Raw genomic sequence first — 26,398 nt, forward strand, 5'->3', positions numbered from 1 at the left:
ACACGAGGAAGGCGGAATATATGATGGATAATATAGATATTAAAGATATAATAAAAAATAGAAATTTAAAAATTATTTTTGAACCTGTAGTATCAGTAATAAAACACTCAGTTATTGGTTTTCAAGTAACCAGTATAGGAGCAGAAAATAATGATCAAATAATAACTATGGAAACACTTGTAGATTTAGCTGAAAAAGAAGCATGTACCATTGAATTAGATAGACTCTACAGAGAGAAAGCAATAGAAGCTTTTAAAAAAATCTATGAAAAAAACAAAGAATTTCTATTGTTCATTAATATAAATGCATCTATAATTTCAAATTATGTAGGGTCTGGAATTATTAAAGATTTGATAAATGAATTTGGAATAAATCATGGTAATGTAGTTTTAGAAATTGTAGAAGATAATGTAAAAGATATAGAAAGCTTAAAGACATTTATTAATAACTATAGAAGTTTAGGATTTTTGGTATGCCTAAGTGATATGGGACACGGGTTTTCTAACTTAGATAAGATTTCTTATGTAGAACCGGATATAATTAAAATTAGTGGAGCTATAAGTAAAAATGTGGAGTGTGACTATTACAAACAGGAAATTTTTAAAGCTTTAGTAAACTTATCAAAGAATATAGGGGCCCTTGTTATTGTGGACGGTATAGAAAGTTATGAACAGGCTTTAACTATAATTGAGCTAGGCTCTGATATGTTAGAAGGAATTTACTTTGGAAATTCTGAAGAAATAGGAAAAGAGCTTATTGAAAAAGCTAAAATTAAAGTTCAAGATGTAGCTAAACAGTATGAAGATTACATGAAGGATAAGATAAAATTAGAGAAAACAAAGCATAAAAGCTATGAAGAAATGATGGAAAATGTATTAGGTGAATTATCCAAAAGAACAGAAAGAGAGTTCGATGAAATTCTTAATAATGTGATTTGCATAAATCAAGAATTTGAATGCATTTATTTATTAAATGACAAAGGCGTTCAGGTGAGTAAGACATTTACTTACTACAAAAATATGCTTCAACAAAAAGCTTTAATATTTCAGCCTGCAAAGGAAGGAACAAATCATTCTTTAAAGAAGTACTATTATTTTCTTAAAAACATGGGACTTACAAAATATATTACTGAACCATATATATCATTAGCTACAGGAAATTTATGTACCACAATATCTTCTGTATTTGAGAGCAAAGATAATAAAAGATATATCTTATGTATAGATTTTAATCCCAATGATATAAATATTTAAATAAAAAATATTGAAGTCAGCAGTTATTGCTGACTTTAATGTTGCAATTAAATATTAGATTGATTTATGTTTGTTTTAAATTACAAATTAATGGAAAATCTAAATATAGTAACGCTATGACTTTAAAGATATAAAGGATTGTTAAAATATAGCTTACTATGGATAGGAGCGATATAAATGGATTTATTTGATTTAGCCATGAGTAAAAGTAATAATATGAAAAAGCCTTTAGCAGAAAAAATGAGGCCTAGAAATTTAGATGAATTTATAGGGCAAAAACATATAATAGGTAAAGGAAAGTTACTAAGGAGATTAATAGAAAATGATAGTTTAACATCTATAATTTTATTTGGACCTCCAGGAGTAGGGAAGACAACACTTGCTTATATAATTTCTTTAGAAACTAAATGTGAATTTATAAAGTTAAATGCTACAACTTTAGGAGTTAAAGAGATAAGAGAGTACATAAAAAAATCAGAAGAATTAATAAAATTTTATGGTAAGAGAACAATGTTTTTCATAGACGAAATACATTCATTAAAGAAAGGTGCTCAACAAGATGCTCTTTTAGATGCAGTAGAAAAAGGAGTTATTACTTTAATAGGTGCTACTACCGAAAATCCCTATTTTCAAATTAATAGAGCTCTTCTTAGTAGATCAAAAATATTTCAATTAGATTTGTTGACAGAAAATGATTTAAGTGAAGTTATAGTTCAAACTTTAAAAGATAAAGAAAGAGGATATGGGAATTTAAAAATAGATATGAACAAAGAAAGCATTAACCTTATAGCAAATATGTCTGCAGGGGATGCAAGAAGTGCTCTTAATACTTTAGAACTTGCGGTTTTATCAACTCCCAAAAATGAAAATGGAGTTAATGTTATAAATACAAATACTGTAAAGGAATGTATTCAAAAACCTGTAGTAAATTACGATTCTAGCGGAGATAACCATTATGATATAACATCAGCTTTTATAAAGAGTATTAGAGGTTCAGATGTAGATGCTGCTTTATATTGGTTTGGTAGGATGATTGTTGGAGGAGAAGATCCTAGGTTCATAGTAAGAAGATTGATAGTACACGCTTCAGAAGATATAGGAATGAAGGATCCACAAGCAATGCTTATTGCTCATGCGGCTTGGAATGCATTAGAAACTGTAGGAATGCCAGAGGCTAGAATTCCTATTGCTCAGGCTATTATATATCTTGCAAAAGCTAACAAATCTAATGCCGTAATTAAAGCTGTAGATAGTGCGCTAGGAGATGCTGAAAAATATCAATATAGGGTTCCTGTACATTTAAGAGATGCACATTATTCTGGTGCGAAAGAACTTGGAAATATGGGGTATAAATATCCTCATGATTATGAGGGAAACTATGTTGAGCAGGAGTACTTACCGAAAGAAATGAAGAGAAGAAGTTATTATGAAGAAAAATAAAAAATAAAGTTGACAAAATTAGTCGGGTTTGATAATATAAAAACATAAAACCAAGCAAAACACTCGGGATTAAAAGGAGTGATTTAATGAAGTTATCAACTAGAGGAAGATATGGTGTAAGAGCTATGGTTGACTTGGCTATTCATTATGGTGAAATGCCAGTATCAATTAAGTCTATTGCTGAAAGGCAAGGAATATCTGAGAGCTACTTAGAACAATTATTTTCACCTTTGAGAAAAGCTAAGCTGATTAAAAGTATTAGAGGAGCTCAAGGAGGCTATGTATTAAATAAACAGCCTAAAGAAATTACTGCGGCAGATGTTATGGAAGTATTAGAAGGACCTATTGAAATTTCTACTTGTGTTGATGAAGGAGTATGCAGTAATAGTAACTATGAGTGTTGCTCAACAAGACTTTTATGGGAAAAGGTAAAAACCAGTATGGAAGATATAATGAAGTCAGTTACATTGCAAGATATGGCTGATGATTATAGAAGGATGATTAAAGATAAGGAGTGATAAAACATGACAAAAAAAGTATATATGGATTATTCTGCAACTACATATACAAAACCTGAAGTTCTTGAGGAAATGATTCCTTTTTTTACACAAAATTTTGCAAATCCATCATCATTTTATAGTTTATCAAATACAAATAGAAAAGCTGTAGACGAATCAAGAGAAAAAGTAGCTAAGGCTATAAATGCTGAGAAAGATGAGATATATTTTACTGCAGGTGGTTCTGAAGCAGATAACTGGGCATTAAAAGGAGTTGCGTTTGCTCGTAGAAATAAAGGCAATCATATAATTACTACAAAAATAGAACATCATGCTATTTTAAGTACTTGTGAGTTTTTAAAAGACAATGGATTTGAAATTACTTATTTGTCAGTTGATGAATATGGTCTTATAAATATTGAAGATTTAGAAAAAGCTATAACCGATAAAACAATATTAGTTTCAATAATGTTTGCTAATAACGAAATCGGTTCTATACAACCAATAAAGAAAATAGGAGAAATATGTAGAGAAAGAAGAGTATTGTTTCATACAGATGCTGTTCAAGCGATTGGACATGTGCCTATAGATGTAAAAGATATGAATATTGATCTATTATCTATGGCAGGTCATAAATTCTATGGACCTAAGGGAGTAGGAGCGCTTTATATAAAAAGAGGATTAAGAATAGAAAATCTTATTCATGGTGGAGGACAAGAAAAAGGAAAGAGAGCTAGTACAGAAAACGTTCCAGGAATAGTAGGGCTGGGTAAAGCAATTGAGTTAGCTATTTCTCATATGGATGAAGAGAATAGTAAGCTAATAAGGCTTAGAGATAAACTTATCAAAGAACTTTCAGCAAGAATACCTTATGCAAAATTAAACGGACCTATTGGAAAAGACAGATTGCCTGGAAATGTAAATATGAGCTTCGTAGGGGTTGAAGGTGAAACTTTATTATTAGATTTAGATGATAAGGGAATATATGCATCTACAGGAAGTGCTTGTGCTTCAGGTGACTTAGCAGCCTCACACGTTTTATTATCTATAGGATTATCACATGGAGTTGCTCATGGTTCTTTAAGGTTAACATTAGGAGATGGAACTACAGAAGAAGACGTAGATTATGCAATAGAAGTAATACCAGATATAGTAAAAAGAAGAAGAGAGATGTCTCCATATTGGGAGCAATTTATGAAAGAGAAAGGGGAGAAATAATTTATGTATAGTGAAAAAGTAATGGATCATTTTAGAAATCCAAGAAATGTAGGAGAAATTGAGAATGCTAGTGGAATAGGAGAAGTTGGAAATCCACAGTGTGGAGATATTATGAAAATATATTTAAAAGTTGAAGATAATATTATCAAAGATGTTAAATTTAAGACTTTTGGATGCGGTTCAGCTATAGCTTCTTCTAGTATGGCTACAGAATTGATAAAAGGAAAAACAGTAGATGAAGCCTGGACTTTAAGCAATAAAGCGGTTGCTGAAGCACTAGACGGACTTCCACCAATAAAAATGCATTGTTCTGTTTTAGCAGAAGAAGCAATTCATAAAGCTATAAATGATTATAGAGTAAAAAGTGGTTTTGAACCAATAGAAATGAAAAATCATTCAGAACATATTCATGATGATGTTCATGGGCACGAATAAATAAATAGGATTTGTAAGATAGGATTTTAAGCTTGAGATGGATTAAAGACTCTATTTCAAGCTTAAAAACTGTTATGTAATGTTTAACCATTAGCAATTTGAAAATTTTATAGTACATAATGCGTTAGACAGATTAAACTTAATGAAAAATAGGTGATTATATGAAGAAAAAAGTAGCAGTAGGGTTAAGTGGAGGAGTAGATAGTTCTGTTACAGCGTATCTTTTAAAAGAGAAAGGGTATGATGTAATAGGGCTAACAATGCGTTTGTGCTCAGAAGTAGATGTTTCTGGAGACGCGAAAAAGGTAGCTGAAAAACTTAACATTCCTCATTATACTATTGATTTAAGGGAACCGTTTAAAAATTATGTAATAGATAATTTTATTAGTGAGTATTTAGGTGGAAGAACACCAAATCCTTGTGCTGTATGTAATAAATATATTAAATTTGGAGTTTTGTTAGATAAGGCTAAGGAATTAGGGGCAGACTACATAGCTACTGGACATTATGCTAGAATAGAAGAGCATAATGGAAGATATGTTATTGTTACCGCAGAAGATGAAAAAAAAGATCAAACATATATGCTCTATAGTTTAAGTCAAGATGTTTTAAAGCATGTGTTGATGCCTTGTGGTGAATACTCAAAAGATGAAATAAGACAAATAGCAAGGAAAATAGGACTTGAAGTTCATAATAAAAAAGATAGTATGGAAATTTGCTTCATACCTAATAATAACCATGGAGAATATATTAATAAGGCAAGTGATAGAAAATGTAAAGAGGGAACTTTTGTTGATAAAGAAGGAAATGTATTAGGTAAACATAAGGGTATAATAAACTATACTATAGGTCAAAGAAAAGGACTAGGACTGTCATTGGGCAAGCCTGCGTTTGTAATAGATATTCGTCCAAGTACAAATGAGGTAGTAATTGGAGAAGAAGAAGAAATACTTAAGACTACGTTAATTGCTAAGGATGTAAATTTTATACCTTTTGACAAACTTGAATTTCCTATGGAAGTACAGGCTAAAATAAGGTATTCTATGAAAAAGAGCAAAGCGACTATAGTACCTATTGAAAATAATAAAGTTAAGGTTGAGTTTGAAAATAAGCAAAGAGCCATTACAAAAGGTCAATGTGTAGTGTTTTATTCAAAAGATTTACTTATAGGTGGCGGAACTATAGAAGAAATTTGTTAATAATAGAATAATATTGTGACGTAATGAGTAACGGCAGAGAAATAGGATTTTCTAGAATATATGTAGTTATCCATTAAACCTTCAGCACACAAAGAAGTGCTATTTGTTCAGAGAATAAGGAATAGTGAATAGTGAATAGTATAGGTTGAAATTTATTTCATCAATAAATTTCTATAATATAAGTTAAAGATTTTGTCCAAAACAAAATCATCATCTACTATTCTCTATTATCTGTTCGCTAATCTCTACTCTAATATTACGTTGTAATATTAGAATTCTCCACCTTAAGTACTTCTAATTGCTACTTCAAAGTTTAATCGGCTAACTACATATATAAGAAAATCTTATCCCTATGCCTTATTTTTTTATAGGTAATATAGTTTAACATTTATATAGAGTATAGGAGATACTAAATACTAAAGGTTAATCTCTTATGCTTTAAAATAATTTTTACCTAATATATCTATATCTCCTTTCTTTTTTGCTTTTTCAACAACAACTAATTTATCTTTTATTTTTGAAATATCTGTATTGGCGTTAGTGTATTGTTCAAAATTATATTTTTTGTAATAATCATTATATATATTATAATTTATTCCCGCTGGTGCATTTTCTAACTTATCGCCTATTGAACTATCTCTACAATCACCTTTACTATGTAAATCAGTTTGATGGCTCTCAACATATTGAGATACTTTAGGGTCAGCAGTTCCTTCATCTGTTGGCCTTACCATTCTATTTTCAAGTTTTGCTGACCTTTTAAAGTCATTTAAATTAAATGTAGAACTCTCACCATAATCTGTTTTTAAAAATTCTTCTATAACTTCTTTTGAAGCATAAAACATTATATCATCTGTGAAACTGCCTCCTGTTTGAAAAACATATTCAAGTCCATTTTTGTCTTTGGTCTGAAATTCATTATTTAAAAAATCTTTACCACTACTAGTATTTTTCTGACCTTGAGTTATTTCCACTCTAAGACTTAAATCTTTATCAGCATTATAATTACCACCTTTAGATTCATACCCATCCCAAACTTTATAACCACTTTGAAATCCATATCCATTATCATGATAATTCCAATAATTTGTTTGTTTTCCTTTACTAAGATGTCCTTTTGAGCCATCTTTGTTATCATAATTCCAAAGAAGATAATAATTTGTAATGAGTTCTCTATGATGGCTAAATCTTATTTCAGGAAAAAACTGCTTTTTTTCCTCTACAAGACTTATTCTCTTCCATGTTACACCATCTATAACTAAGGTTTCTTTAAGTTCATCTTTTGTTGCACGAACAAATGGTCTTGTGATTTTAGTTTTTTTAGTTTCCTCTGCTTTTGCTATTTTTGGATTTATACCAGTAAACAATGAAGTTACCAAAGAAACCATTATAGTAAATGCTGTTAATGATTTCGAAACACTTTTGCCATTAATAACAATCCCCTCCTTAAATTGTATTTGTTTTGTATACATAAATAGGTAACTGCATTGCAGTTACCTAATAAACTTATTTACTTGTTACTATAAACACTCCTAAGCTACCATTAAATTCTATTTCAGAAATAGGTGGTTCATGAACACATCCTATACCTATTGTTTTCATATTAGGATTATATATATTTTCCTCTAACTTAATAGGCATATCAAATCTTTCTTTAGAGATACCATAAGGTACATCTTTTACTCTATCATCATAATAGTTTAAAGAACTCCATTCATCTGAAAATATATTTCCCTTCATTTCCCAAGCATTAAGAATTTCTTTACCATTTGTATATATGGCAGTTGCTTCACTTATGGCTTTAACTTCTTTGTTATATCCAAACATTCTTTTAGCATTATCTTCAAAATTTACTACGTCTATATAACTGTCCTTATCAGAAGTATTCTTATAAGCATAAGGTACACTTCCTCTTGCCCAAAGTTTGTTTGTTCCACCTGTAAGTGGTAATGGTTTTACAAACATACTATTATGAGAAAAACCTAATTGAGATAATTTTGCTGAATGTTTTGCCATTGCAATTAAATCATTGTCTAATTTAAGAGGATTCATACCCTTTTCTTTTCTTCTTTTATTTATTTCATCAAGCATTTCTTTTTCTACATCTGTTCTCCAAACAAATACTCCTTCTCTATGTTTTGTTTTATAATCTCTTAAAAAACTTACTGTAGCATACCATATATCTGTACCTCTCATATTTGAAGGTGCTACAGTAACTGCTTGATAATTAATATCATCAAAATCTCTAAATGATTTTCCAAAATAATGTGTTAATGTAGAATCATAACTATAACTAACACTATACTCATTACTGTTATTAACATTGTCAAAGTTTATAGTTAAGTTAGGAAGTTTCTTATAATAATCTAAATCTGTTATATCTCTATATTTAGAGTTTTTATACTTATTTAGAAAAGTTACTATAGAATTTTCATAATCATAATAGTTTTTAACATTAAACATTTCTTGCATTTGTTCCGTAGTTCTACTACTATTCCAAGCAGAAAGTTTCTTGTAATCATTTCCGCTACTCATATCATAAGAACGCTTTCCTTTTAGTGTCCCTATAATAACATCCATACTATCTCTATTTGTTGGTATTTCTGTTTCTGAGCCACTATCATTAGACTTCACAGTAAATTTCATTGTTACAGTATGTCCTAAACCTTTACCTTTTTTAGTTTTTATTCCTTCATATATATTTAAGGTATAGTTTTCTCCACTTTTATATCCACCTTTTGGAGCTTCTACAAGAAGTATTTTGCTATTACCTTCCTTTAATTTTAAAGTTACTGGAACAGTACTGCCTGTTTTATCAGTTACTTTTACATTATTTCTACTTACTGTTGAGAAATCTATTTCTGTATTGAATTGTATTGCAAAAGTTTTATTGCTGTCTATGTTCTGTTTTGAAGGTAAATCTTTATGTCCTTTTACAGCTTGTACTTTTATAGCTGTTACATACTCTTTTGTAGTATTTGATGGTGTTTGAGTTTGAGCATTTGCTGGTATTGTTCCTGCTCCTGCTGCTAGAATTGCTGCTCCAATAATTAATGCTGATATTTTTTTGTTTTTCACTTTTCCTTCGCTCCTTTGTTTTCCTTAAGTCAAAATAATAAATAAGTTTTCCATCTCCAAATAAAGTTTTTAATTTTGAGGAAATTGCATAATTAAAAAGTTCCAATACGTAATGCAAGTTCTAAACTTCGTGTGAAGTTTAGAACTATTTATATAAAATCGTAGTGTTTTATTTAATCATCACCATAAAGAATTCCACACAAAATTATTGAAATACTTTTAATTATCGTCTATTGTAGTAAATTCTTGAAATAAGCCATTGATTCAAAACTGTACAATTAAAATTTTAAAGCAATTAACAGTTAAACTTGCATGGAGTTATATATTTTTCAATTATGCAATTTCCTTAACTATGTAATTTTCTCAATTAATAAGATACTCTGTAAATTATTTTATAATAAATACGATATAACACTATAACTTATATTAATAGATAGGTTTCTTGCCTTTAAATGAGTAGTAATATATAGGCAAACATTAACCTTAAAACATCGATTGTAAGGAGAGAATGTAATGATTAATAATATAACTAAAACAAATTATGGATTAGAAGGTACTATTGAGTTTAAATTATTTAATACAGCTATTAATGTTCTTATGGACAAAGATATTGATTTAGAATATGCTAACTTATGTGCTAAAAGTTTAAATAACTTAGATGATATAACTATAAATAAATTATGTGAATTTTCTATACTTTATTGCAATGACTTTTGTGATGACATAGGTGAAGAGCCGCCTAAATTCAATACAGTAAAAGATGTATTGAACTATATACAACCAAATTGTTTAATAATTGATACTCCAAAAGATAATAGTAAGCCAGTAATTCATTTAGAATTAAATTGTGACTGGGAAATAGAACATGGATTAGAATGGACAATTAATGATGGAAAAATACTTTATGTTGGCTCATTTAATGCCGAAGATGGTTGGTCAGACCCTTCATATTACGAAAAAATTAGTTGGAACTATGCTTTTAGCAAATAAGAAACTTATTACTCTTTATCAATATAAATAATAGCAAATGTAGCGTCACAACATTTTTTAATAACCAGATACCAGTAACCAATTAAAAAGGATTTTTTTCTGGTGTTAAAAAATTCTTAAATTTTAAAAGCAGTTAATAAAAAATTTAATTTTTCATTAACTGCTTTTCTTGTTATTCTCAAAAGAACTGTAAGCTCTCAGAGCGATAGCTCAATGGGATTAGTGCTTTATCTTAAGGTTAATCTCTTATTCCTTAAAATAACTTTGAAATAATCTTTTGTCCGTTAGGACTTAGATGCTTTCTTTAAAAGTTTTGTTTCACATCTAAATTCTATATGACAATTCAAATCATAAATAAAGCATTTAAGTTCAAAGGTTTTCTGACATGAGGATGATTTTGTCTAAAACAAAATCCTCATCTACTATTCACTATTCTATAGAAAAATGTTGCCACGCAACATTTTTCCATTGAATACTTTCATAAAGTTTGGAAATACTAATCATATTAAACTCTTAGAACGGATGATTTTATGTATAGAAGTAAGGATTTTTTATTAATGGAGGTATTAAATACAAAAGGAAAAAAGATAGGGTTTATTAATGATATTTTAATTGATTTTAGTAAGGGGTATATAGAAGGTTTTAGTGTGTGCTGTAGTAATTTATTAAATAAGAATATGTCTATATTAAAAGAAGATATTATATCTTTTAATGAAAATATTATAGTTGCAAAAAGTGTTAAAGAAGAAAAATTAAGGTTTTTTAAATTAAAAGGTATGGAAGTTATAGATAGGCATGGAAATGATATGGGAGTGATGGAGGATATTATTTTTGATGACTACTCTTTTAAAATTTATGGCTTAATAATATCGAGAGGTTTAATAAATAACTTTATAAAGGGAAAAAAGATTTTTCTTATTAAACAGCTATTATTGGGAGATAAAGATATTTTGTATTATGGAGATGAAACTAAAATAAAGTTTAAAACTATGCCGCATAATATTACAGGTGTAAATAAATGAATATAAGAGAAGATAAGAAAAAAAAATTTGTAAAAAGCTTGTTGTGGATAGTTATTTTTTTAGTTTCTATCTTTTTTATTTTAAAAGTGTCTATAATAACAGAAATAGGGTCACTACTACTATTGTCCTTTATTTTAGCATATTCTTTAAAGCCTATTCAAAATGCATTTCTTAAAAGAGGGATTACAAGAAGAGTTTCATCTTTGATATTAGTTTTAGCACTAATATTAGGTATAATAATTATGTTTACGATTTTGATACCAGCAATAATAAGAGAAAGTTCTAACATCAAAAGTACTTTAGAAGATATGGGTAGGTATTTTCAAAACTTATATTATAAGTTAAAGCCAGAAGGAAACAATAAGATTATTTATACTATTTTTAATACTATAAATAATAAAATAAGTGCTGCATTTTTACATATGTTCAATAACATAATTGAATTTGGTGCTCAAGTTAGTGAAAGTATATTATCTTACTTTGTAATTCCTATAATTACGTACTATTTTTTGTGTGATAGTAAATATTTAAAAGGTAAGGTGTTGACTTTATTTCCGTTAAGTAGTAGGTGTATAATTAAGGAGATAAACAAAGATGTAGATAGAATTTTAGGTAGATATATAATAACCCAGTTTATGCTTTCTATATTTATCAGTATACTTACTTTTATAGTATTATTTTTTTTAAAAGTAAAGTTTCCACTTATACTGGCGATTTTAAATGGAATACTAAATATAATACCATATTTCGGACCTATATTTGGTGCATTACCTTGTGTAATAGTAGCATTTTTAACTTCAAACAAAGTTGCATTATATACTGCACTATGGTTATATTTAATCCAATTAATTGAGGGGAATATAATTTCTCCAAAAATTATAGGAGAAAGTGTAAGTATACATCCTGTGGGTGTTATAGTAATTTTACTTATAGGAGAAAAGGTTGGAGGATTCTTAGGAATGATTTTAGCAGTTCCTGTGAGTGTTATAATTAAAGTAATATACGAAGATTTGAATTACTATTTATTTTAATGCTAATTATTTATGTTATAGTTTGTTAAATTTATTTTAGTTTATTTAAATTATTATTTCTGCTAATATGAATTTAAATTATGGATTCATAATATTATTGACATAAAGAATAATTTTACTTATAATCAAAATGTATTTATTTACAACTGTATAGTATTGAGTGATGACAAGAATGAGTAGATATTGATCTTTATTTAGAGAGGAAGTGTTGGGTGAAAACTTCTTAAAGTAGATATTGAAGCTATCTTTGAGCTTGTGTAATGGAGTGATATAATAAACATATGTTTTTTGAATATATGTTTTATATAACTAGGGTGGTACCGCGGAATAAACTTTCGTCCCTTATTTAAGGAGATGAGAGTTTTTTGTTTTGTCCGGTTTCTAGATTTTAGATGGGATAAAAATTCCACCTAAAACCAAGAACCCTGTTTATAAAAAATAATTTATATATGGAGGAATTACAAATGGAGAAAATGGGATTAAACCAGGTTAGAGAAGCTTACTTAAAGTTTTTTGAAAGTAAAAAACACTTAAGATTAGATAGTTTTTCATTAGTTCCTAAAAATGACAAAAGCTTATTGTTAATAAATGCAGGTATGGCGCCATTAAAACCGTATTTTACTGGATTGCAAGTTCCACCAAGTAAAAGGGTTACTACATGCCAAAAATGTATTAGAACAGGGGATATAGAAAATGTAGGGAAAACTTCAAGGCATGCTACTTTCTTTGAGATGCTTGGAAACTTTTCTTTTGGAGATTATTTTAAAAATGAAATTATTCCTTGGGCTTGGGAATTTGTAACAGAAATTTTGAAGCTTCCAAAAGAAAAATTATATGTAACTATATATTTAGATGATGATGAAGCTTATAAATTATGGACTACTAAAACAGATGTAGATCCAAAACATATTTTTAGATTAGGAAAAGAAGATAATTTCTGGGAACATGGTATAGGACCTTGTGGACCTTGCTCAGAAATACACTTTTATAAAGATAGTGGAGAAATAAAGTCAGCAGAAGAATTTGTGGAAAAATCAGAAGCAGATAGAGCAGTTGAATTTTGGAATCTTGTTTTCACTCAATTTGATAAAGATGAAGAAGGAAATTATAATAAATTGCAATTTCCTAATATAGATACAGGTATGGGACTTGAAAGAATGGCAACAATAATGCAAGGAGTAGATACTATTTTTGAGGTAGATACTATAAAAAGCATACTTGCTAAAGCTTCTGAGTTAATCGGAGTGAAATATGGAGAAGACAAAAAAGCTGATGTATCTTTAAGAATAATAACAGACCACGTTAGAAGCGTTTCATTTATGATAAGTGATGGGATACTTCCATCTAATGAGGGAAGAGGATATGTTTTAAGAAGACTTTTAAGAAGAGCTGCAAGACATGGAAGATTACTTGGACTTCAAGATGCATTTTTAAATAAATTAGTAGATACAGTTGTAGAAAATTCAGGAGAAGCTTATCCTGAAATTAAAGAAAAACAAGAATATATTAAGAAAGTTATTTCTATAGAAGAAGAAAGATTTGAAGAAACTATAGATGCTGGTATAGAAATATTAAAACAGTATATTGAGGACATGGAAAAAGAGGGAGTAAAAATACTTTCAGGAGAGAAAATATTTAAATTATATGATACTTATGGATTCCCAGTTGAATTAACACAAGAAATACTTGAAGAAAAAGAAATTGCTATTGACTTAGATGGATTTAATGAGGAAATGAAAATTCAAAGAGAAAGAGCAAGGGCTGCAAGAGAAGAAAGTACTTACATGGGAACAGATGTTAAAGTTCTTGATACAATACCATCTGAAATAGAAACTGAATTCGATGGATATAATAAAATAGAATTAGATTCTAAAGTTAGCTTTATAATTAAAAATGATGAGTTTGCATCTTCTATAGAAAAAGGTGAGAAAGGGATTATAGTTACGGAAGTTACTCCTTTTTATCCAGAAATGGGTGGTCAAGTAGGAGATAAAGGAATCATATGTAATAATAATTTCAAAGCAAAGGTTCAAGATTGTAAAAAGAATATCGGAGGTAAAATAGTTCAATTTGTAGAGGTTGAAGAAGGTTCAATTAGCTTAGAAGATATTGCGACTCTTAGAGTTGATAAGAACAGGAGAGAGAATATAGCAAAAAACCATACAGCTACACATATGCTTCATGAGGCATTACGTGAAGTCCTTGGAGAGCATGTTCATCAATCAGGATCATATGTAGATGATGAAAGATTAAGATTTGATTTTACTCACTTTACTTCTGTAAGTGAAGAAGAATTAATAAAAGTTGAAGAAATTGTAAATACTAATATAATGAAGACTTACAATGTAGAAACTCAATTGATGACTCTAGAAGAAGCTAGAGAATCTGGTGCTATGGCATTATTTGATGAGAAATATGGAGATAAAGTCAGAGTTGTAAGTGTAGGAGATTTTAGTACAGAACTTTGTGGTGGAACTCATATAAATAATTCAGGTAAAATTGGATTATTCAAAATTTTATCTGAAAGTGGAATTGCTGCAGGAATAAGAAGAATAGAAGCAGTTACAGGAGAAAATGCACTAAAATATGTTGAAGATAAAAATGAGCTTTTAAATGAAATAAGTAATGTTCTTAAGTGCTCACAAAAAGATATATTAAGTAGAATTCAACAACAATTAAATGATTTAAAGGAAAAGGAAAAAGAAATATCTGCCCTTAAAGCAAAACTTGCTAGTGGATCAGAGGATGAAATTATAAAAGATATTAAAGAAGCAAATGGAATTAAATATGCTACTGGAGTATTAAAAGATATAGATGGAGAGGCTTTAAGAAACTTAGCTGATAAAATAAAAGATAAAATAGGTAGTGGGTTAGTTGTTCTTGGAAGTACAGATGGAAAAAAAGTTCAACTAATTGCTATGGCTACTAAGGATGCTGTTTCAAAAGGTGTCCATTGTGGTAATATAATAAAAGAAGTTGCTAAAATCGCTGGTGGTGGCGGTGGAGGAAGACCTGACATGGCTCAAGCTGGAGGTAAAAATCCAGAAAAAATTAATGAGGCAATAAGTAAGGTTCAATATATAGTGGAAAATCTATCAAAATAGTGTACTTTTTATTTGATTTAGTTTATAATAAGTTTAAAGATAAATAATTTAGGCTGCATATCTCAAAAGGAAGGTGAAGCAGTTATGGGTAATGATCAAAATACTATGCAATTTGATATTCCTAAAAACAAAAAGGATTTAACAAGAACTATTTTGACACAAGTAAATGACTCTTTAAAAGAAAAAGGATATAATCCTATTAACCAATTGGTCGGATATTTAATTTCAGGTGATCCTACTTACATTACTAACTATAATGGAGCAAGAGCTTTAGTTAGAAAATTGGAGAGAGACGAAATTCTTGAAGAAGTTCTAAAAGCTTATTTGTCAATTAAATAAAATGCCCTTTTGGGCATTTTTATTTTAACATTAGGCATAATATATCTGTGAGGAGAAACTATATGAGAGTACTAGGATTAGATGTTGGAGATAGAACAATAGGAATTGCTATAAGTGATCCTTTGGGACTAACTGCACAGGGTATAACTACAATTAGAAGAAAAAATATAAAAAATGATATAGAAGAACTACAAAAAATATGTAAAGAATATGAAGTGGAAAATATACTTTGTGGATTTCCTAAAAATATGAATGGTACAGTAGGAGAACAAGGAGAGAAGGTTTTGAAATTTTGTGAATTATTAAAACAAAATATACCTCTGCCAATAAAAATGTGGGATGAGAGACTTTCAACTTCTGCTGCACATAGAGCTATGCTTGAAGCAGATTTATCAAGATCAAAACGAAAAAAAATAGTTGACAAAGTAGCTGCAGTATATATATTACAGGGGTATTTAGATAGTTTATAAAAGGAGTGATAGTAATGAATGAAGATTTTAATACTATAGTATTAAAAGAGGAAGATGGTAGTGAGGTTGAATTTGAGTTATTAATGAAATTTGATATAGAAGATAAAGAATATGTAATAGTGATACCAGTGGATATTGAAGAAGATGAAGCTATAGCTTTTAGAATAGATAAAGATGCGAATGGTGAAGATGTATTTGTAACTATTGAAGATGATGAGGAATTTAGAATGGTTACTGAAGCTTATGAAACATTAAGTATGGAGAGTGACAATCTTAACTAGGTACAAAAAAATAATAATGATTATCAATTGACAAAATGATAAAATAATATTAAACTAAGTTTAAATTATAAAAATATTATATTATTATGTTTTTCAAAGTGAGGTATTAAAATGTCAAAGGTGTCTCCAACGCAAATTGAAAAATTAAAAGATAAATTAAAATTAAAAGGATATAAACTAACACCCCAAAGAAGAGCTATTGTTAATATAATTATTGATAATAAAGGAAAACATCTTACCGCAGAAGAATTATATGATCTTGTAAAGGTAGAATGTCCTGAAATAGGATTAGCTACAGTATATAGAACTATACAATTATTAGAAGAAATTAATGTTATTTGTAAATTGAATTTAGATGATGGTTGTAATAGATATGAGTTAGTAAATGAGGATGAGATACATCAACATCATCATTTGATATGTACAAGGTGCGGCAATGTTATAGAAGTAGAAGGAGATTTACTTGATTCAATAGAAAGAAAAGTTGAAAAAGAGTATGAATTTAAAATAGAAAATCATAGTGTTAAATTTTATGGAGTTTGTAGTAAATGTTTGAAAAAATAAACAAGATTAATAAAAATAATTTAAATAAAAATATAAAGAAGGAGGGTAGGTTATTGAGAAAAGAAAAAGATAAAATAAAGATTATTCCTTTAGGTGGATTAAATGAAGTAGGCAAAAATCTAACAGCTATTGAATACAAAAATGAAATAATTGTTATAGATTGCGGACTTAGTTTTCCAGATGATGAGATGTTAGGTATAGACGTAGTTATACCTGACGTAGGCTACCTAGTTAAAAATAGAGATAAAGTCAAAGGTATATTTTTAACTCATGGTCATGAAGACCATATTGGAGCTTTACCATATGTTCTAAAGGAATTGAATGTGCCTGTATATGGTACCAAATTGACTTTGGGTATTGTAGAAAACAGGCTAAAAGAAAATGGACTTCTAAGTTCTTGTAAATTATATAGAGTACAACATAAAGATATAATAAAGTTAGAAAATGTATCTTTAGAATTTATAAGGACTAGTCATAGTATTGCAGATTCAGTTGCAATAGCTATTCATACACCCGTAGGTATTATTTTACATACTGGAGATTTTAAAATAGACTATACACCTATCGATGGTCAAGTAGCTGACTTAGCAAGGTTTGCTGAGCTTGGAAAAGAAGGGGTTATAGTAATGATGGCGGATAGTACTAATGTTGAAAGACCGGGCTATACAATGTCAGAAAGAACAGTAGGTGAAACTTTCGAAAATATTTTCTCAAAGGCAGATGGAAGAATAATAGTAGCAACTTTTGCATCTAATATTCACAGGATTCAACAAATAATTACTGCATCGGCTAAGTTTGGAAGAAAAGTCGCGGTTTCAGGTAGGAGTATGGAAAATATTGTTGGAGTGGCATCTGAATTAGGATATTTAAAATATGAAGAAGGTACTTTAATAGGCATAGATGATATAAAAAAATACCCTAATAACAAAATAACCATTATTACTACGGGAAGTCAGGGGGAACCGATGTCTGCTCTCTCTAGGATGGCATCTTCTGATCATAAAAAAGTTAATATTATACCAGGAGATATGGTTATTATTTCAGCAACACCTATTCCAGGAAATGAAAAGTTAGTATCTAAGGTTATTAATCAATTATTTAAACAGGGAGCTAATGTAATATATGAAGCCCTTGCAGATGTGCACGTTTCAGGGCATGCTTGTCAAGAAGAATTGAAATTAATGCATACTTTAGTAAAACCAAAATTTTTCATACCTGTTCATGGTGAGTATAGAATGTTAAAACAGCATGGAGATTTAGCAGTTAAATTAGGATTGCAAGATAAAAATGTTGTTATAGCTGATAATGGAGATGTTATTGAGGTAACTAGGGATTATATTAAGAAAACTGGAACTGTATCATCTGGTCAAGTGTTTGTTGATGGGCTTGGCGTTGGAGATGTTGGAAATATTGTTTTAAGAGATCGAAGACATCTATCTCAAGATGGTATATTAACGGTAGTTGTAACTATAGCTAAGGAAGATGGCAAAGTTATAGCTGGTCCAGATATAATTTCTAGAGGATTTGTATATGTTAGAGAATCAGAAGATTTAATGGAAGAAGCAAGATTAATAGTTAGAGATGCCTTAAGAGAATGTGAAGATAAACATATTACGGAATGGGCAGTAATAAAATCGAAAGTGAAAGAAGTGCTAAGAATGTTCTTATATGAAAGAACAAAGAGAAAACCGATGATACTTCCAATAATTATGGAAATATAATTAGGAGGTATCGGTCATCTAAGTATGTATGATAAAATATATGAATTTGCATCATATTTAAAATAATAGGATGTAGTTAAGCAAAAACTAGGTTAAAGTTTTATGGATAAATATAATTAAAATGTTAAATGAAACCATAAATATAGACCCTGATTTTGATACTAAAAAGTAACTTTTTTTTGCAAATGTTGACTTTTTAATTTTATAATATTATCATAGATATGATAAGTATGAATTGGATACATTAAGTATCCAATTTTTATTTGTGTATACAATTAATGTTAAATAATAGATAAACGATGGAGGAAGTAAAATGGAGTTATTTGAAAGAAATGACATAAGGAATATTGCAATTATTGCACACGTTGACCATGGTAAAACAACTTTGGTAGATGCTATGTTAAAACAAAGTCATGTTTTTAGAGAAAATGAAAAAATGGATGAGAGAGTAATGGATTCTAATGATTTAGAGAAAGAAAGAGGAATAACAATACTTTCTAAAAATACTTCTGTTTCTTATAATGGAGTTAAGATAAATATAATTGATACTCCAGGTCACGCTGATTTTGGAGGAGAAGTTGAACGTGTATTAAAAATGGTAGATAGTGTTCTTTTAGTTGTAGATGCTTATGAGGGGGCAATGCCACAAACTAAATTTGTATTGAAAAAAGCTTTAGAATTACATTTAAAACCTATAGTTGTAATAAATAAAATAGATAAACCAAATGCAAGACCAGAAGAGGTTATAGATGAAATTTTTGATTTGTTTGTTGAATTAGGTGCGGATGATGAGCAATTAGATTTTCCAATAGTATATGCATCTGCAAAAGCAGGCCATGCTAAAAAAGAATTAGGGGATCCTGATGTTGATATGGAACCTTTATTTGATACTATTATAAAAAATGTTAAAGCTCCAACAGGGTACATAGACAAACCTCTTCAATTATTAGTTACTACTATTGATTATAATGAGTATGTTGGAAGAATTGGAATAGGTAAATTAGAAAGAGGATCTATACAAAAAAATCAACAAGTAACTGTAATAGGAAGAGATGGAACTAAAAGAAATGTTAAAGTGGCAAATTTATATGTTTATAATGGATTAAAGAGAGAAGAAGTAGATAAGGCTCAACTAGGAGAAATAGTGGCTGTTTCTGGTATATCAGATATAAATATAGGAGAAACTATAGCAGATACATCTTGTCCAGAGCCAGTTGAATTTGTAGATATAGATGAACCTACTCTTAGTATGTATTTTATGGTTAATAATTCTCCTTTTGCAGGTAAAGAAGGAGACTATGTTACTTCAAGACAATTAAGAGATAGATTCTTTAAAGAATTAGAAACAAATGTAAGTTTGAGAGTGGAAGAAACTGATTCACCAGATCGTTTCAAAATTAGTGGAAGAGGAGAATTACATCTTTCTATATTAATTGAAACTATGAGAAGAGAGGGTTATGAATTCCAAGTTTCAAAACCATCTGTTATATACCATGAAGAAAATGGAGTTAAGTTAGAGCCAATAGAAATGTTAACTATTGATGTACCAGAAGAATTTATGGGGGTAGTCATGGAAAAACTTGGGCCAAGAAAGGCTGAGATGATAAATATGACATCAGCTGTTAATGGATACACTAGATTAGAATTCAAAATACCTGCAAGAGGGTTAATAGGCTTCAGAAATGAGTTTATGACCGATACAAAGGGAAATGGTATAATGAACCATGTATTTGAATCTTATGAGCCATATAAAGGTGATATTCCAGAAAGAACTAGAGGATCTCTTGTAGTTTTTGAAACAGGGGAAGCTGTAACTTATGGATTATTTAATGCTCAAGAAAGAGGAAGATTATTTATAGAGCCAGGAACACCAGTTTATGCAGGAATGATAGCAGGCGAGTGTTCAAGAGCTGATGATATAGACGTTAATGTATGTAAGAAAAAACATCTTACTAATACAAGATCATCTGGTTCAGATGACGCTTTAAAACTTGTACCAATACCAGAAATGAGTCTTGAACAATGTATAGAATTTATAGCTTCAGATGAGTATGTTGAAGTTACCCCTAAGAGTATTAGAATGAGAAAAAGCCTACTTGACAGTACAGAAAGAAAAAGAGCCTCAAGGAACAAATAAATTTATTTATGAGGTGAATTTATGAATACGAAGAGGATAGTCAGTGCAGTTATAATTATTATAGTAGCTTTGATTTTAGGAATACTGTTAAAGTTTAAAAGCGATATTAGCCATCCGTTTATTACCGAAAAAGATAAAGTTGAATTTGTTGTAAATAAAGGAGAGTCTCTTTTTTATGTTATTGATAAATTAAATAAAGATGGTTTAATGAAAAATAAACAGTTAATGAAAATGTATATTAAAAATAATAAGTTAAATACTACTATAAAATCAGGAGAATATGAAATCCCTAGCAATATCTCAATTGAAGAATTTGTGAGTATATTAAATAAAGGCATGAAGATAAATGTTACTATTCCTGAAGGGTATGATATAGAACGTATAGGAGAGTTGTTAGAAAAAAAGGGATTAGTTTCAAAAAAAGATTTTATTAAGAGTTGTCAGGAGTATAAGGTACCAGAGAACATCAAAACTAATGTTAAAGGTAAATATAATTTAGAAGGTTATCTGTTTCCTGATACTTATGAATTTGAGAAAGGCTATTCAGCTAATAAAATAATTTCTACTATGTTAAATAGATTTCAAGAAGTTATAAAAGAAATAGAAAAAGACGAAAATAAAAAGATTATTAATCTAAAAAATACGATTATAATTGCATCAATAGTAGAAAAAGAGGCTAGAATAGACGAAGATAGAGCTGAAATTGCATCTGTGATTTTTAACAGATTGAAAAAAAATATGATGCTTCAAATAGATGCTACAGTTTTATATGCTCTAGGACAGCATAAAGATAGACTGTACTTGAAAGACTTAAAAGTTAATTCACCCTATAATACCTATAAGATAAAAGGACTTCCAGTTGGCCCGATATGTTCACCTGGAAGACCGTCTATTGAAGCTGCACTAAATCCTACAAGTACACAATATATATATTATGTACTACAAGATGATAAAAAACATTATTTTACTAGTAACTATAAAGATTTTTTGAAAGCTAAAGAAAGATATAAAAAACAATTTAAGTAATTTATCTGATGACTATCCGCTCTAATACTCCCATTTTCTTCAAAGTGAGAATAAAGATCGGTTATGTCCTGGATAACGATTTTCCATAAAGGATAACGACTTCTAAGGAGTAAAAGAACTCTTTAGAAGTCTGTTAATAAGCTTTAGTGAGAGTAAAAAAATTTATCTAAAGCTTAGAAATCTGTTTATACCATGTCTATTGTCACTAATGAACTAATCTCAAGAAATTAGAAGTAAGTGGTGATATGGCTATTAATAATGGATTCCAAGTTCTAGATAAAGTTAAAACTTCATCTAGAACTTGAAACCTTGTTTAAGATAATTTTTTTGGCTACTTAAATGGAGGAATTTTAATGAGCGGGATAGCGCATGAGTATATGGTTGAATATATAAGGAGTTTAATTCCGAGAGAAGACGGAATTTTAAAAGAATTAGAAGAGTATGCAAAGGATAATAGAGTACCTATTGTTCAGAAAGAAGTTGCGAATTTCTTAAAATTAATGGTTACTATGAAGAAGCCTAAACGAATATTGGAATTAGGTACTGCAATAGCCTATTCATCAATTCTGATGTCTTTGTCTTCAAAAGAAGTAGGGGAAATTACAACTATTGAACGTGATATAGAAATGATAAAGTTGGCTAAAGAAAATATAAAAAAATATGGATTTGAAGATAATATCGAAATACTAGAAGGTGACTGTTTAGAAGTATTAGAAGAGCTAGATGATAAATATGATATGATTTTTATGGATGCTGGTAAGGGACATTATAATCATTTTTTACCTCATTGTTTAAGGTTATTAAACCAAGATGGCATTATTGTAGCAGACAATGTGTTATTCAGAGGAATGGTAGCTTCTGATGAATTAGTTAAGAGAAGAAAAATAACAATTGTTAAAAGGATGAGAACTTATCTAGAATTAGTATCTAGTGATGAGAAACTTATCACGTCTGTTATACCTATGGGCGATGGTATTGCAGTTACTACAAGGAGGAATAATCATGAATAAACCTGAAATATTGGCTCCTGCAGGAAACTTAGAAAAATTAAAAACTGCTATTGATTTTGGAGCAGATGCTGTATATTTAGGAGGAAGTAAATTAAACTTAAGGGCATTAGCAGATAACTTTGATAATGAAACATTAATAGAAGGGTTAAAATATGCTCATGATAGAGATAGAAAAGTTTATGTAACGCTAAATGTTTTCCCTCATAATGAAGATTTAGATGGACTTGAGGATTATTTAAGAGAATTGTATGAAATGGGAGTAGATGCTTTAATAGTTTCTGATCCAGGAATTATAAGTGCTGCAAGAGAAGTAGTTCCAGATTTAGAATTACACTTAAGCACACAAGCTAATAATGTAAATTGGAAGTCTGGTTTATTTTGGCATAAAATAGGAGTTAAAAGAATTGTTTTAGCTAGAGAATTATCTTTAGAAGAAATAAAAGAAATTAGACAAAAGCTTCCACAAACTTGTGAAATAGAAGCATTTGTACATGGTGCTATGTGTATGTCATATTCTGGAAGATGTTTGTTATCAAATTATATGACAGGAAGAGATTCAAATAGAGGGCTTTGTGCTCAACCATGCAGATATAAATATTACATAGTAGAAGAAAAAAGACCAGGAGAATATTTCCCAGTAAATGAGGATGAAAGAGGAACTTATATATTAAATTCAAAAGACATGTGTATGATTGAACATATACCTGAATTAGTTGAGGCTGGAATTCAATCATTTAAGATAGAAGGAAGAATGAAGAGTTCATATTATGTTGCATCAGTAGTTAAAGCTTACAGAGAAGCTTTAGATTCATATTTAGAAAATCCTAAAGAATATAAGTTTAAACAGGAGTGGCTAGAATATTTGATGAAACCTAGTCACAGGGAGTATTCAACAGGATTTTATTTTGGAGACAAAAATATACAAAATTATGAGTCTTCAGCATATGTAAGAGATTACGATATAGTTGGTATTGTAAAAAAATATGATAAAGATACTTTTACAGCTTTAATAGAACAAAGGAATAGGGTTTTTGAAGGAGAAAAAGTAGAAATATTAAGAGCATCATCTGATAGTTTTGAGGTAACTCTAAAGGATATGAAAGATAAGAATGGAAATAAGATTGATGCTGCTCGTTCAGCACAAATGATATTTACTGCAGTAACAGACATTGAATTAAAAGAAAAGGATATTTTAATAAAGGCTAAGGAGAAATAATTATGAACAAACCAATACTAATAGGGATTACAGGTGGTACAGGTTCTGGTAAAAGTACAGTTGCAAGTAAAATCTATGATAGCTTTAATGAGGATTGTATTGTAATGATAGAACAAGATTCATATTATAAAGATCAAGGTCATTTAAGCTTTAAAGATAGAATTAAAACTAATTATGATCATCCTGATGCTTTTGATACTCAGCTTCTTATGAACCATCTAAAACAGTTATTAGACGGACAAACTATTTATAAGCCTATGTATGATTTTAAAGAACACACAAGAAAAATAGAAACAATAAAGGTAGAACCAAGAAATATAATCATCGTTGAAGGTATACTTGTTCTTCAAGAATCAGCCATTAGGGAACTTTTAAATATAAAAATATATGTAGATACTGATGATGATGTAAGAATTATAAGAAGAATAATGAGAGATATAAACGAAAGAGGTAGAACGGTGGAATCTGTTATTGAACAATATTTAACTGTAGTAAAACCTATGCATATGCAATTTACTGAGCCAACCAAGAGATATGCAGATATAATAATACCAGAAGGTGGCGAAAATGAAGTTGCTGTAGACTTATTAGTATCAAAGATAAAACAAATTTTATCAGAAAATAAATAGTTTGGAATAAATTACCCTCTTTTAGGTTATAATTTTGCCTGAAAGGGGTGTTTTTTTTGGATAGTAAAATTTTTAAAAAAAGAATTTGTATTATAAGAGTAGTGTTTATTTTAATATTTGTTTTGCTAACTTTAAGAATATTTATATATCAATATATTAATGCTAAAGATTTAAAAACAATAGCAGAGAATCAATATCAATACAAAGAAAAGGTAAGTGAATTAAATTATTTACTTCTAGATTGCAATGGAAAAGATTTACTAACATATTCTAATGAATACTATGCGGTTATAGACCCTTATAGTTTTAAATTTAATAATTATTACACAAAAAAGGATGAGCTATATGCATTGAATGTAACTTTGAAGAATTATAATAAAGAATACAATTTAGATAATATAGATTTTCAGAAGAAAAGTGAAAAAATAAAATGGATAATTGATGAGACTACTTATAATAAGTTAACAAAGATAAAAGGAATAAAAGGTTTTTATATATATAGATATGTAAAAGTAGATAGAGAAAATAAATGGTGGAGTGTAGAGAATATTTTAACTAATTCATATAAAATTGATCCTAAAGGTCAGAAAATAGATAAAGATAAAGATTCTTTAGAGTATATGTTGAAAGATAAGACAGCTAATAACAAATATGTTTATAGCATGTTAAAAAAAGATGTAAATGGGAATGTGTACAAAGAACACGTAACTAGTAGTAAAGACAACATTCATATTCGAACCACTTTAGACAAGTACCTTCAAGACAAAATAAAAGAGATCTTAAATAATGAGCCACACAATTCTTATGAGCAAATAGGGGTTGTTTTAATGGAAAGTGATACTGGAAAAATTAGAGCTATGGTTCAAAAAGATGATATGAATCCTAATGTTAACCTAGGCATATCTACAAATCATGGGTTTTTTCCAGGGTCTATTTTTAAGGTAATTGTAGAAGAAGCTGGATTAGAAACAGGAAAGATATCTTTAAATAAAAAATATAGACTCAATACTAATTTAAGTTTAAGGTATAAGGGGCATGAAAGAGAAGAGGTTATGGATTGTGGGGAAGCCTTAATTCAGTCTTCAAATGATATATATGCTCAAATTGGAATAGACGTAGGAATAAAAGACATTAAAAATTTTTCTGAAAAACAGGGTTTTACAAATAAAGTATTGAATTTGGATGAAGAAACTCATGGTTTTTTCGAAGGAAATGATAAAGAAGCTGGAGATGTAGAATTAACTTCTTTTGGACAAAAGCAGAGAATAACTCCTATTGAAGCGATAAGTATACCTAATACTGTAATAAATAAGGGTGTTTATGTTAAACCGTATATTATAGATTCATATGTTAATCAGGATAATGTTACTATTGAAGAATGTAATACTGTTAAGTCTAAAGTTTTTAGCGAAACTACAGCCAATATATTAAAAAATCAAATGCTAGAAGTGGTAAAATCATCTAGAGGAACAGGAAAACAAGCATACCTTAATGATATTATTGTTGGGGGAAAAACTGGTACGGCAGAAAGAGAAGAAGGCAAAAATAAGTTTTATGATGGATGGTTTGCTGGATTTTTTACTATAGATAAAAAAAATTATTCTATGGTGGTTTTTGTTAAAAACATAGGTTCTGATAAGGGCGGCGGTAGCACAGCAGCTCCAATTTTTAAAGAAATAGTACAAGAAACAAAAGAATACTTAAATAATTTTTAGGTGTACATGCAAATTTATTATAA

At 29.1% G+C, this 26,398-nt stretch carries 23 protein-coding genes and 1 other annotated feature; of the genes, 21 read left to right on the top strand and 2 right to left on the bottom strand.

Annotation, left to right across the window (positions count from 1 at the left end; translation table 11 throughout):
- Positions 1-20 precede the first annotated feature (20 nt).
- From OW729_RS12430 to mnmA, 6 genes are all read left to right on the top strand, one after another.
- Entirely contained in the window at positions 21-1,253 is a 1,233-nt protein-coding gene (locus tag OW729_RS12430) for an EAL domain-containing protein (RefSeq protein ID WP_268061847.1), read from the top strand.
- A 177-nt stretch (positions 1,254-1,430) separates the two neighbouring features.
- The gene (locus tag OW729_RS12435; RefSeq protein WP_268061848.1) at positions 1,431-2,693 is read left to right on the top strand and encodes a replication-associated recombination protein A; all 1,263 of its coding nucleotides are present in this window, start codon (positions 1,431-1,433) and stop codon (positions 2,691-2,693) included.
- A gap of 86 nt (positions 2,694-2,779) precedes the next feature.
- Positions 2,780-3,211, top strand: coding sequence for an RrF2 family transcriptional regulator (locus OW729_RS12440; protein WP_268061849.1), 432 nt, complete (start codon positions 2,780-2,782; stop codon positions 3,209-3,211).
- 6 nt (positions 3,212-3,217) lie between these two features.
- Complete coding sequence (gene nifS / locus OW729_RS12445; protein WP_268061850.1) at positions 3,218-4,408, top strand: cysteine desulfurase NifS; 1,191 nt, start codon at positions 3,218-3,220, stop codon at positions 4,406-4,408.
- Positions 4,409-4,411: 3 nt separating this feature from the next.
- Entirely contained in the window at positions 4,412-4,843 is a 432-nt protein-coding gene (gene nifU, locus OW729_RS12450) for a Fe-S cluster assembly scaffold protein NifU (protein ID WP_268061851.1), read from the top strand.
- A gap of 161 nt (positions 4,844-5,004) precedes the next feature.
- Positions 5,005-6,042, top strand: coding sequence for a tRNA 2-thiouridine(34) synthase MnmA (mnmA, locus tag OW729_RS12455; protein ID WP_268061852.1), 1,038 nt, complete (start codon positions 5,005-5,007; stop codon positions 6,040-6,042).
- 431 nt (positions 6,043-6,473) lie between these two features.
- Here the strand turns inward: mnmA and OW729_RS12460 are convergent, their stop codons facing one another.
- Together OW729_RS12460 and OW729_RS12465 are read right to left on the bottom strand one after the other, a co-directional pair.
- Positions 6,474-7,514 carry a hypothetical protein gene (locus tag OW729_RS12460; RefSeq protein ID WP_268061853.1) on the bottom strand — a complete coding sequence of 347 codons (1,041 nt, stop codon included), beginning with the start codon at positions 7,512-7,514 and terminating at the stop codon, positions 6,474-6,476.
- Positions 7,515-7,548: 34 nt separating this feature from the next.
- A complete protein-coding gene (locus OW729_RS12465; RefSeq protein WP_268061854.1) occupies positions 7,549-9,120 on the bottom strand; it encodes a CAP domain-containing protein in 1,572 nt (523 codons plus the stop codon).
- A 513-nt stretch (positions 9,121-9,633) separates the two neighbouring features.
- Here OW729_RS12465 and OW729_RS12470 point away from each other — a divergent pair.
- The 15 genes from OW729_RS12470 (at position 9,634) to OW729_RS12540 (ending at position 26,375) form a co-directional block, all read left to right on the top strand.
- Entirely contained in the window at positions 9,634-10,110 is a 477-nt protein-coding gene (locus tag OW729_RS12470; RefSeq protein ID WP_268061855.1) for a DUF6985 domain-containing protein, read from the top strand.
- Positions 10,111-10,640: 530 nt separating this feature from the next.
- On the top strand, positions 10,641-11,132 hold the full coding sequence (locus OW729_RS12475) for a PRC-barrel domain-containing protein (protein ID WP_268061856.1): 492 nt from the start codon (positions 10,641-10,643) through the stop codon (positions 11,130-11,132).
- Positions 11,129-12,163, top strand: coding sequence for an AI-2E family transporter (locus tag OW729_RS12480; protein ID WP_268061857.1), 1,035 nt, complete (start codon positions 11,129-11,131; stop codon positions 12,161-12,163). Before OW729_RS12475 ends, OW729_RS12480 begins: the two co-directional genes overlap by 4 nt.
- A 154-nt stretch (positions 12,164-12,317) precedes the next feature.
- Positions 12,318-12,509, top strand: a binding site (T-box leader).
- Between the two features lie 118 nt (positions 12,510-12,627).
- Entirely contained in the window at positions 12,628-15,267 is a 2,640-nt protein-coding gene (gene alaS, locus OW729_RS12485) for an alanine--tRNA ligase (RefSeq protein ID WP_268061858.1), read from the top strand.
- An 84-nt stretch (positions 15,268-15,351) separates the two neighbouring features.
- Positions 15,352-15,606 (top strand): IreB family regulatory phosphoprotein, encoded by a 255-nt coding sequence (locus OW729_RS12490; protein ID WP_268061859.1) that lies wholly within the window; start codon positions 15,352-15,354, stop codon positions 15,604-15,606.
- A gap of 62 nt (positions 15,607-15,668) precedes the next feature.
- Positions 15,669-16,076 (top strand): Holliday junction resolvase RuvX, encoded by a 408-nt coding sequence (gene ruvX / locus OW729_RS12495; protein WP_268061860.1) that lies wholly within the window; start codon positions 15,669-15,671, stop codon positions 16,074-16,076.
- Positions 16,077-16,090: 14 nt separating this feature from the next.
- Positions 16,091-16,357: a DUF1292 domain-containing protein gene (locus tag OW729_RS12500; RefSeq protein ID WP_268061861.1), complete on the top strand. Its 267-nt coding sequence runs from the start codon at positions 16,091-16,093 to the stop codon at positions 16,355-16,357.
- A 111-nt stretch (positions 16,358-16,468) separates the two neighbouring features.
- Positions 16,469-16,921 (top strand): Fur family transcriptional regulator, encoded by a 453-nt coding sequence (locus OW729_RS12505; RefSeq protein ID WP_268061862.1) that lies wholly within the window; start codon positions 16,469-16,471, stop codon positions 16,919-16,921.
- A 53-nt stretch (positions 16,922-16,974) separates the two neighbouring features.
- The gene (locus OW729_RS12510; protein WP_268061863.1) at positions 16,975-18,642 is read left to right on the top strand and encodes a ribonuclease J; all 1,668 of its coding nucleotides are present in this window, start codon (positions 16,975-16,977) and stop codon (positions 18,640-18,642) included.
- Positions 18,643-18,955: 313 nt separating this feature from the next.
- On the top strand, positions 18,956-20,779 hold the full coding sequence (gene typA / locus OW729_RS12515) for a translational GTPase TypA (RefSeq protein ID WP_268061864.1): 1,824 nt from the start codon (positions 18,956-18,958) through the stop codon (positions 20,777-20,779).
- Positions 20,780-20,800: 21 nt separating this feature from the next.
- The gene (gene mltG, locus OW729_RS12520; RefSeq protein ID WP_268061865.1) at positions 20,801-21,805 is read left to right on the top strand and encodes an endolytic transglycosylase MltG; all 1,005 of its coding nucleotides are present in this window, start codon (positions 20,801-20,803) and stop codon (positions 21,803-21,805) included.
- A gap of 353 nt (positions 21,806-22,158) precedes the next feature.
- Entirely contained in the window at positions 22,159-22,815 is a 657-nt protein-coding gene (locus OW729_RS12525) for an O-methyltransferase (RefSeq protein WP_268061866.1), read from the top strand.
- A complete protein-coding gene (locus OW729_RS12530) occupies positions 22,808-24,031 on the top strand; it encodes a peptidase U32 family protein (protein ID WP_268061867.1) in 1,224 nt (407 codons plus the stop codon). The genes OW729_RS12525 and OW729_RS12530 overlap by 8 nt, the downstream gene beginning before the upstream one ends.
- A gap of 2 nt (positions 24,032-24,033) precedes the next feature.
- The gene (udk, locus tag OW729_RS12535; RefSeq protein WP_268061868.1) at positions 24,034-24,660 is read left to right on the top strand and encodes a uridine kinase; all 627 of its coding nucleotides are present in this window, start codon (positions 24,034-24,036) and stop codon (positions 24,658-24,660) included.
- 56 nt (positions 24,661-24,716) lie between these two features.
- A complete protein-coding gene (locus OW729_RS12540) occupies positions 24,717-26,375 on the top strand; it encodes a penicillin-binding transpeptidase domain-containing protein (RefSeq protein ID WP_407647676.1) in 1,659 nt (552 codons plus the stop codon).
- Positions 26,376-26,398: the final 23 nt, after the last annotated feature.

The organism is Clostridium brassicae (assembly GCF_026738875.1).
Lineage (GTDB): Bacteria > Bacillota > Clostridia > Clostridiales > Clostridiaceae > Clostridium_H > Clostridium_H brassicae.

Bases quoted from the DNA above. Each gene is read 5' to 3' on its own strand.
- OW729_RS12430 (WP_268061847.1), top strand. From the start codon at position 21: ATGATGGATAATATAGATATTAAAGATATAATAAAAAATAGAAATTTA.
- OW729_RS12435 (WP_268061848.1), top strand. From the start codon at position 1,431: ATGGATTTATTTGATTTAGCCATGAGTAAAAGTAATAATATGAAAAAG.
- OW729_RS12440 (WP_268061849.1), top strand. From the start codon at position 2,780: ATGAAGTTATCAACTAGAGGAAGATATGGTGTAAGAGCTATGGTTGAC.
- nifS (WP_268061850.1), top strand. From the start codon at position 3,218: ATGACAAAAAAAGTATATATGGATTATTCTGCAACTACATATACAAAA.
- nifU (WP_268061851.1), top strand. From the start codon at position 4,412: ATGTATAGTGAAAAAGTAATGGATCATTTTAGAAATCCAAGAAATGTA.
- mnmA (WP_268061852.1), top strand. From the start codon at position 5,005: ATGAAGAAAAAAGTAGCAGTAGGGTTAAGTGGAGGAGTAGATAGTTCT.
- OW729_RS12460 (WP_268061853.1), bottom strand. From the start codon at position 7,514: ATGTATACAAAACAAATACAATTTAAGGAGGGGATTGTTATTAATGGC.
- OW729_RS12470 (WP_268061855.1), top strand. From the start codon at position 9,634: ATGATTAATAATATAACTAAAACAAATTATGGATTAGAAGGTACTATT.
- OW729_RS12475 (WP_268061856.1), top strand. From the start codon at position 10,641: ATGTATAGAAGTAAGGATTTTTTATTAATGGAGGTATTAAATACAAAA.
- OW729_RS12480 (WP_268061857.1), top strand. From the start codon at position 11,129: ATGAATATAAGAGAAGATAAGAAAAAAAAATTTGTAAAAAGCTTGTTG.
- alaS (WP_268061858.1), top strand. From the start codon at position 12,628: ATGGAGAAAATGGGATTAAACCAGGTTAGAGAAGCTTACTTAAAGTTT.
- OW729_RS12490 (WP_268061859.1), top strand. From the start codon at position 15,352: ATGGGTAATGATCAAAATACTATGCAATTTGATATTCCTAAAAACAAA.
- ruvX (WP_268061860.1), top strand. From the start codon at position 15,669: ATGAGAGTACTAGGATTAGATGTTGGAGATAGAACAATAGGAATTGCT.
- OW729_RS12500 (WP_268061861.1), top strand. From the start codon at position 16,091: ATGAATGAAGATTTTAATACTATAGTATTAAAAGAGGAAGATGGTAGT.
- OW729_RS12505 (WP_268061862.1), top strand. From the start codon at position 16,469: ATGTCAAAGGTGTCTCCAACGCAAATTGAAAAATTAAAAGATAAATTA.
- typA (WP_268061864.1), top strand. From the start codon at position 18,956: ATGGAGTTATTTGAAAGAAATGACATAAGGAATATTGCAATTATTGCA.
- mltG (WP_268061865.1), top strand. From the start codon at position 20,801: ATGAATACGAAGAGGATAGTCAGTGCAGTTATAATTATTATAGTAGCT.
- OW729_RS12525 (WP_268061866.1), top strand. From the start codon at position 22,159: ATGAGCGGGATAGCGCATGAGTATATGGTTGAATATATAAGGAGTTTA.
- OW729_RS12530 (WP_268061867.1), top strand. From the start codon at position 22,808: ATGAATAAACCTGAAATATTGGCTCCTGCAGGAAACTTAGAAAAATTA.
- udk (WP_268061868.1), top strand. From the start codon at position 24,034: ATGAACAAACCAATACTAATAGGGATTACAGGTGGTACAGGTTCTGGT.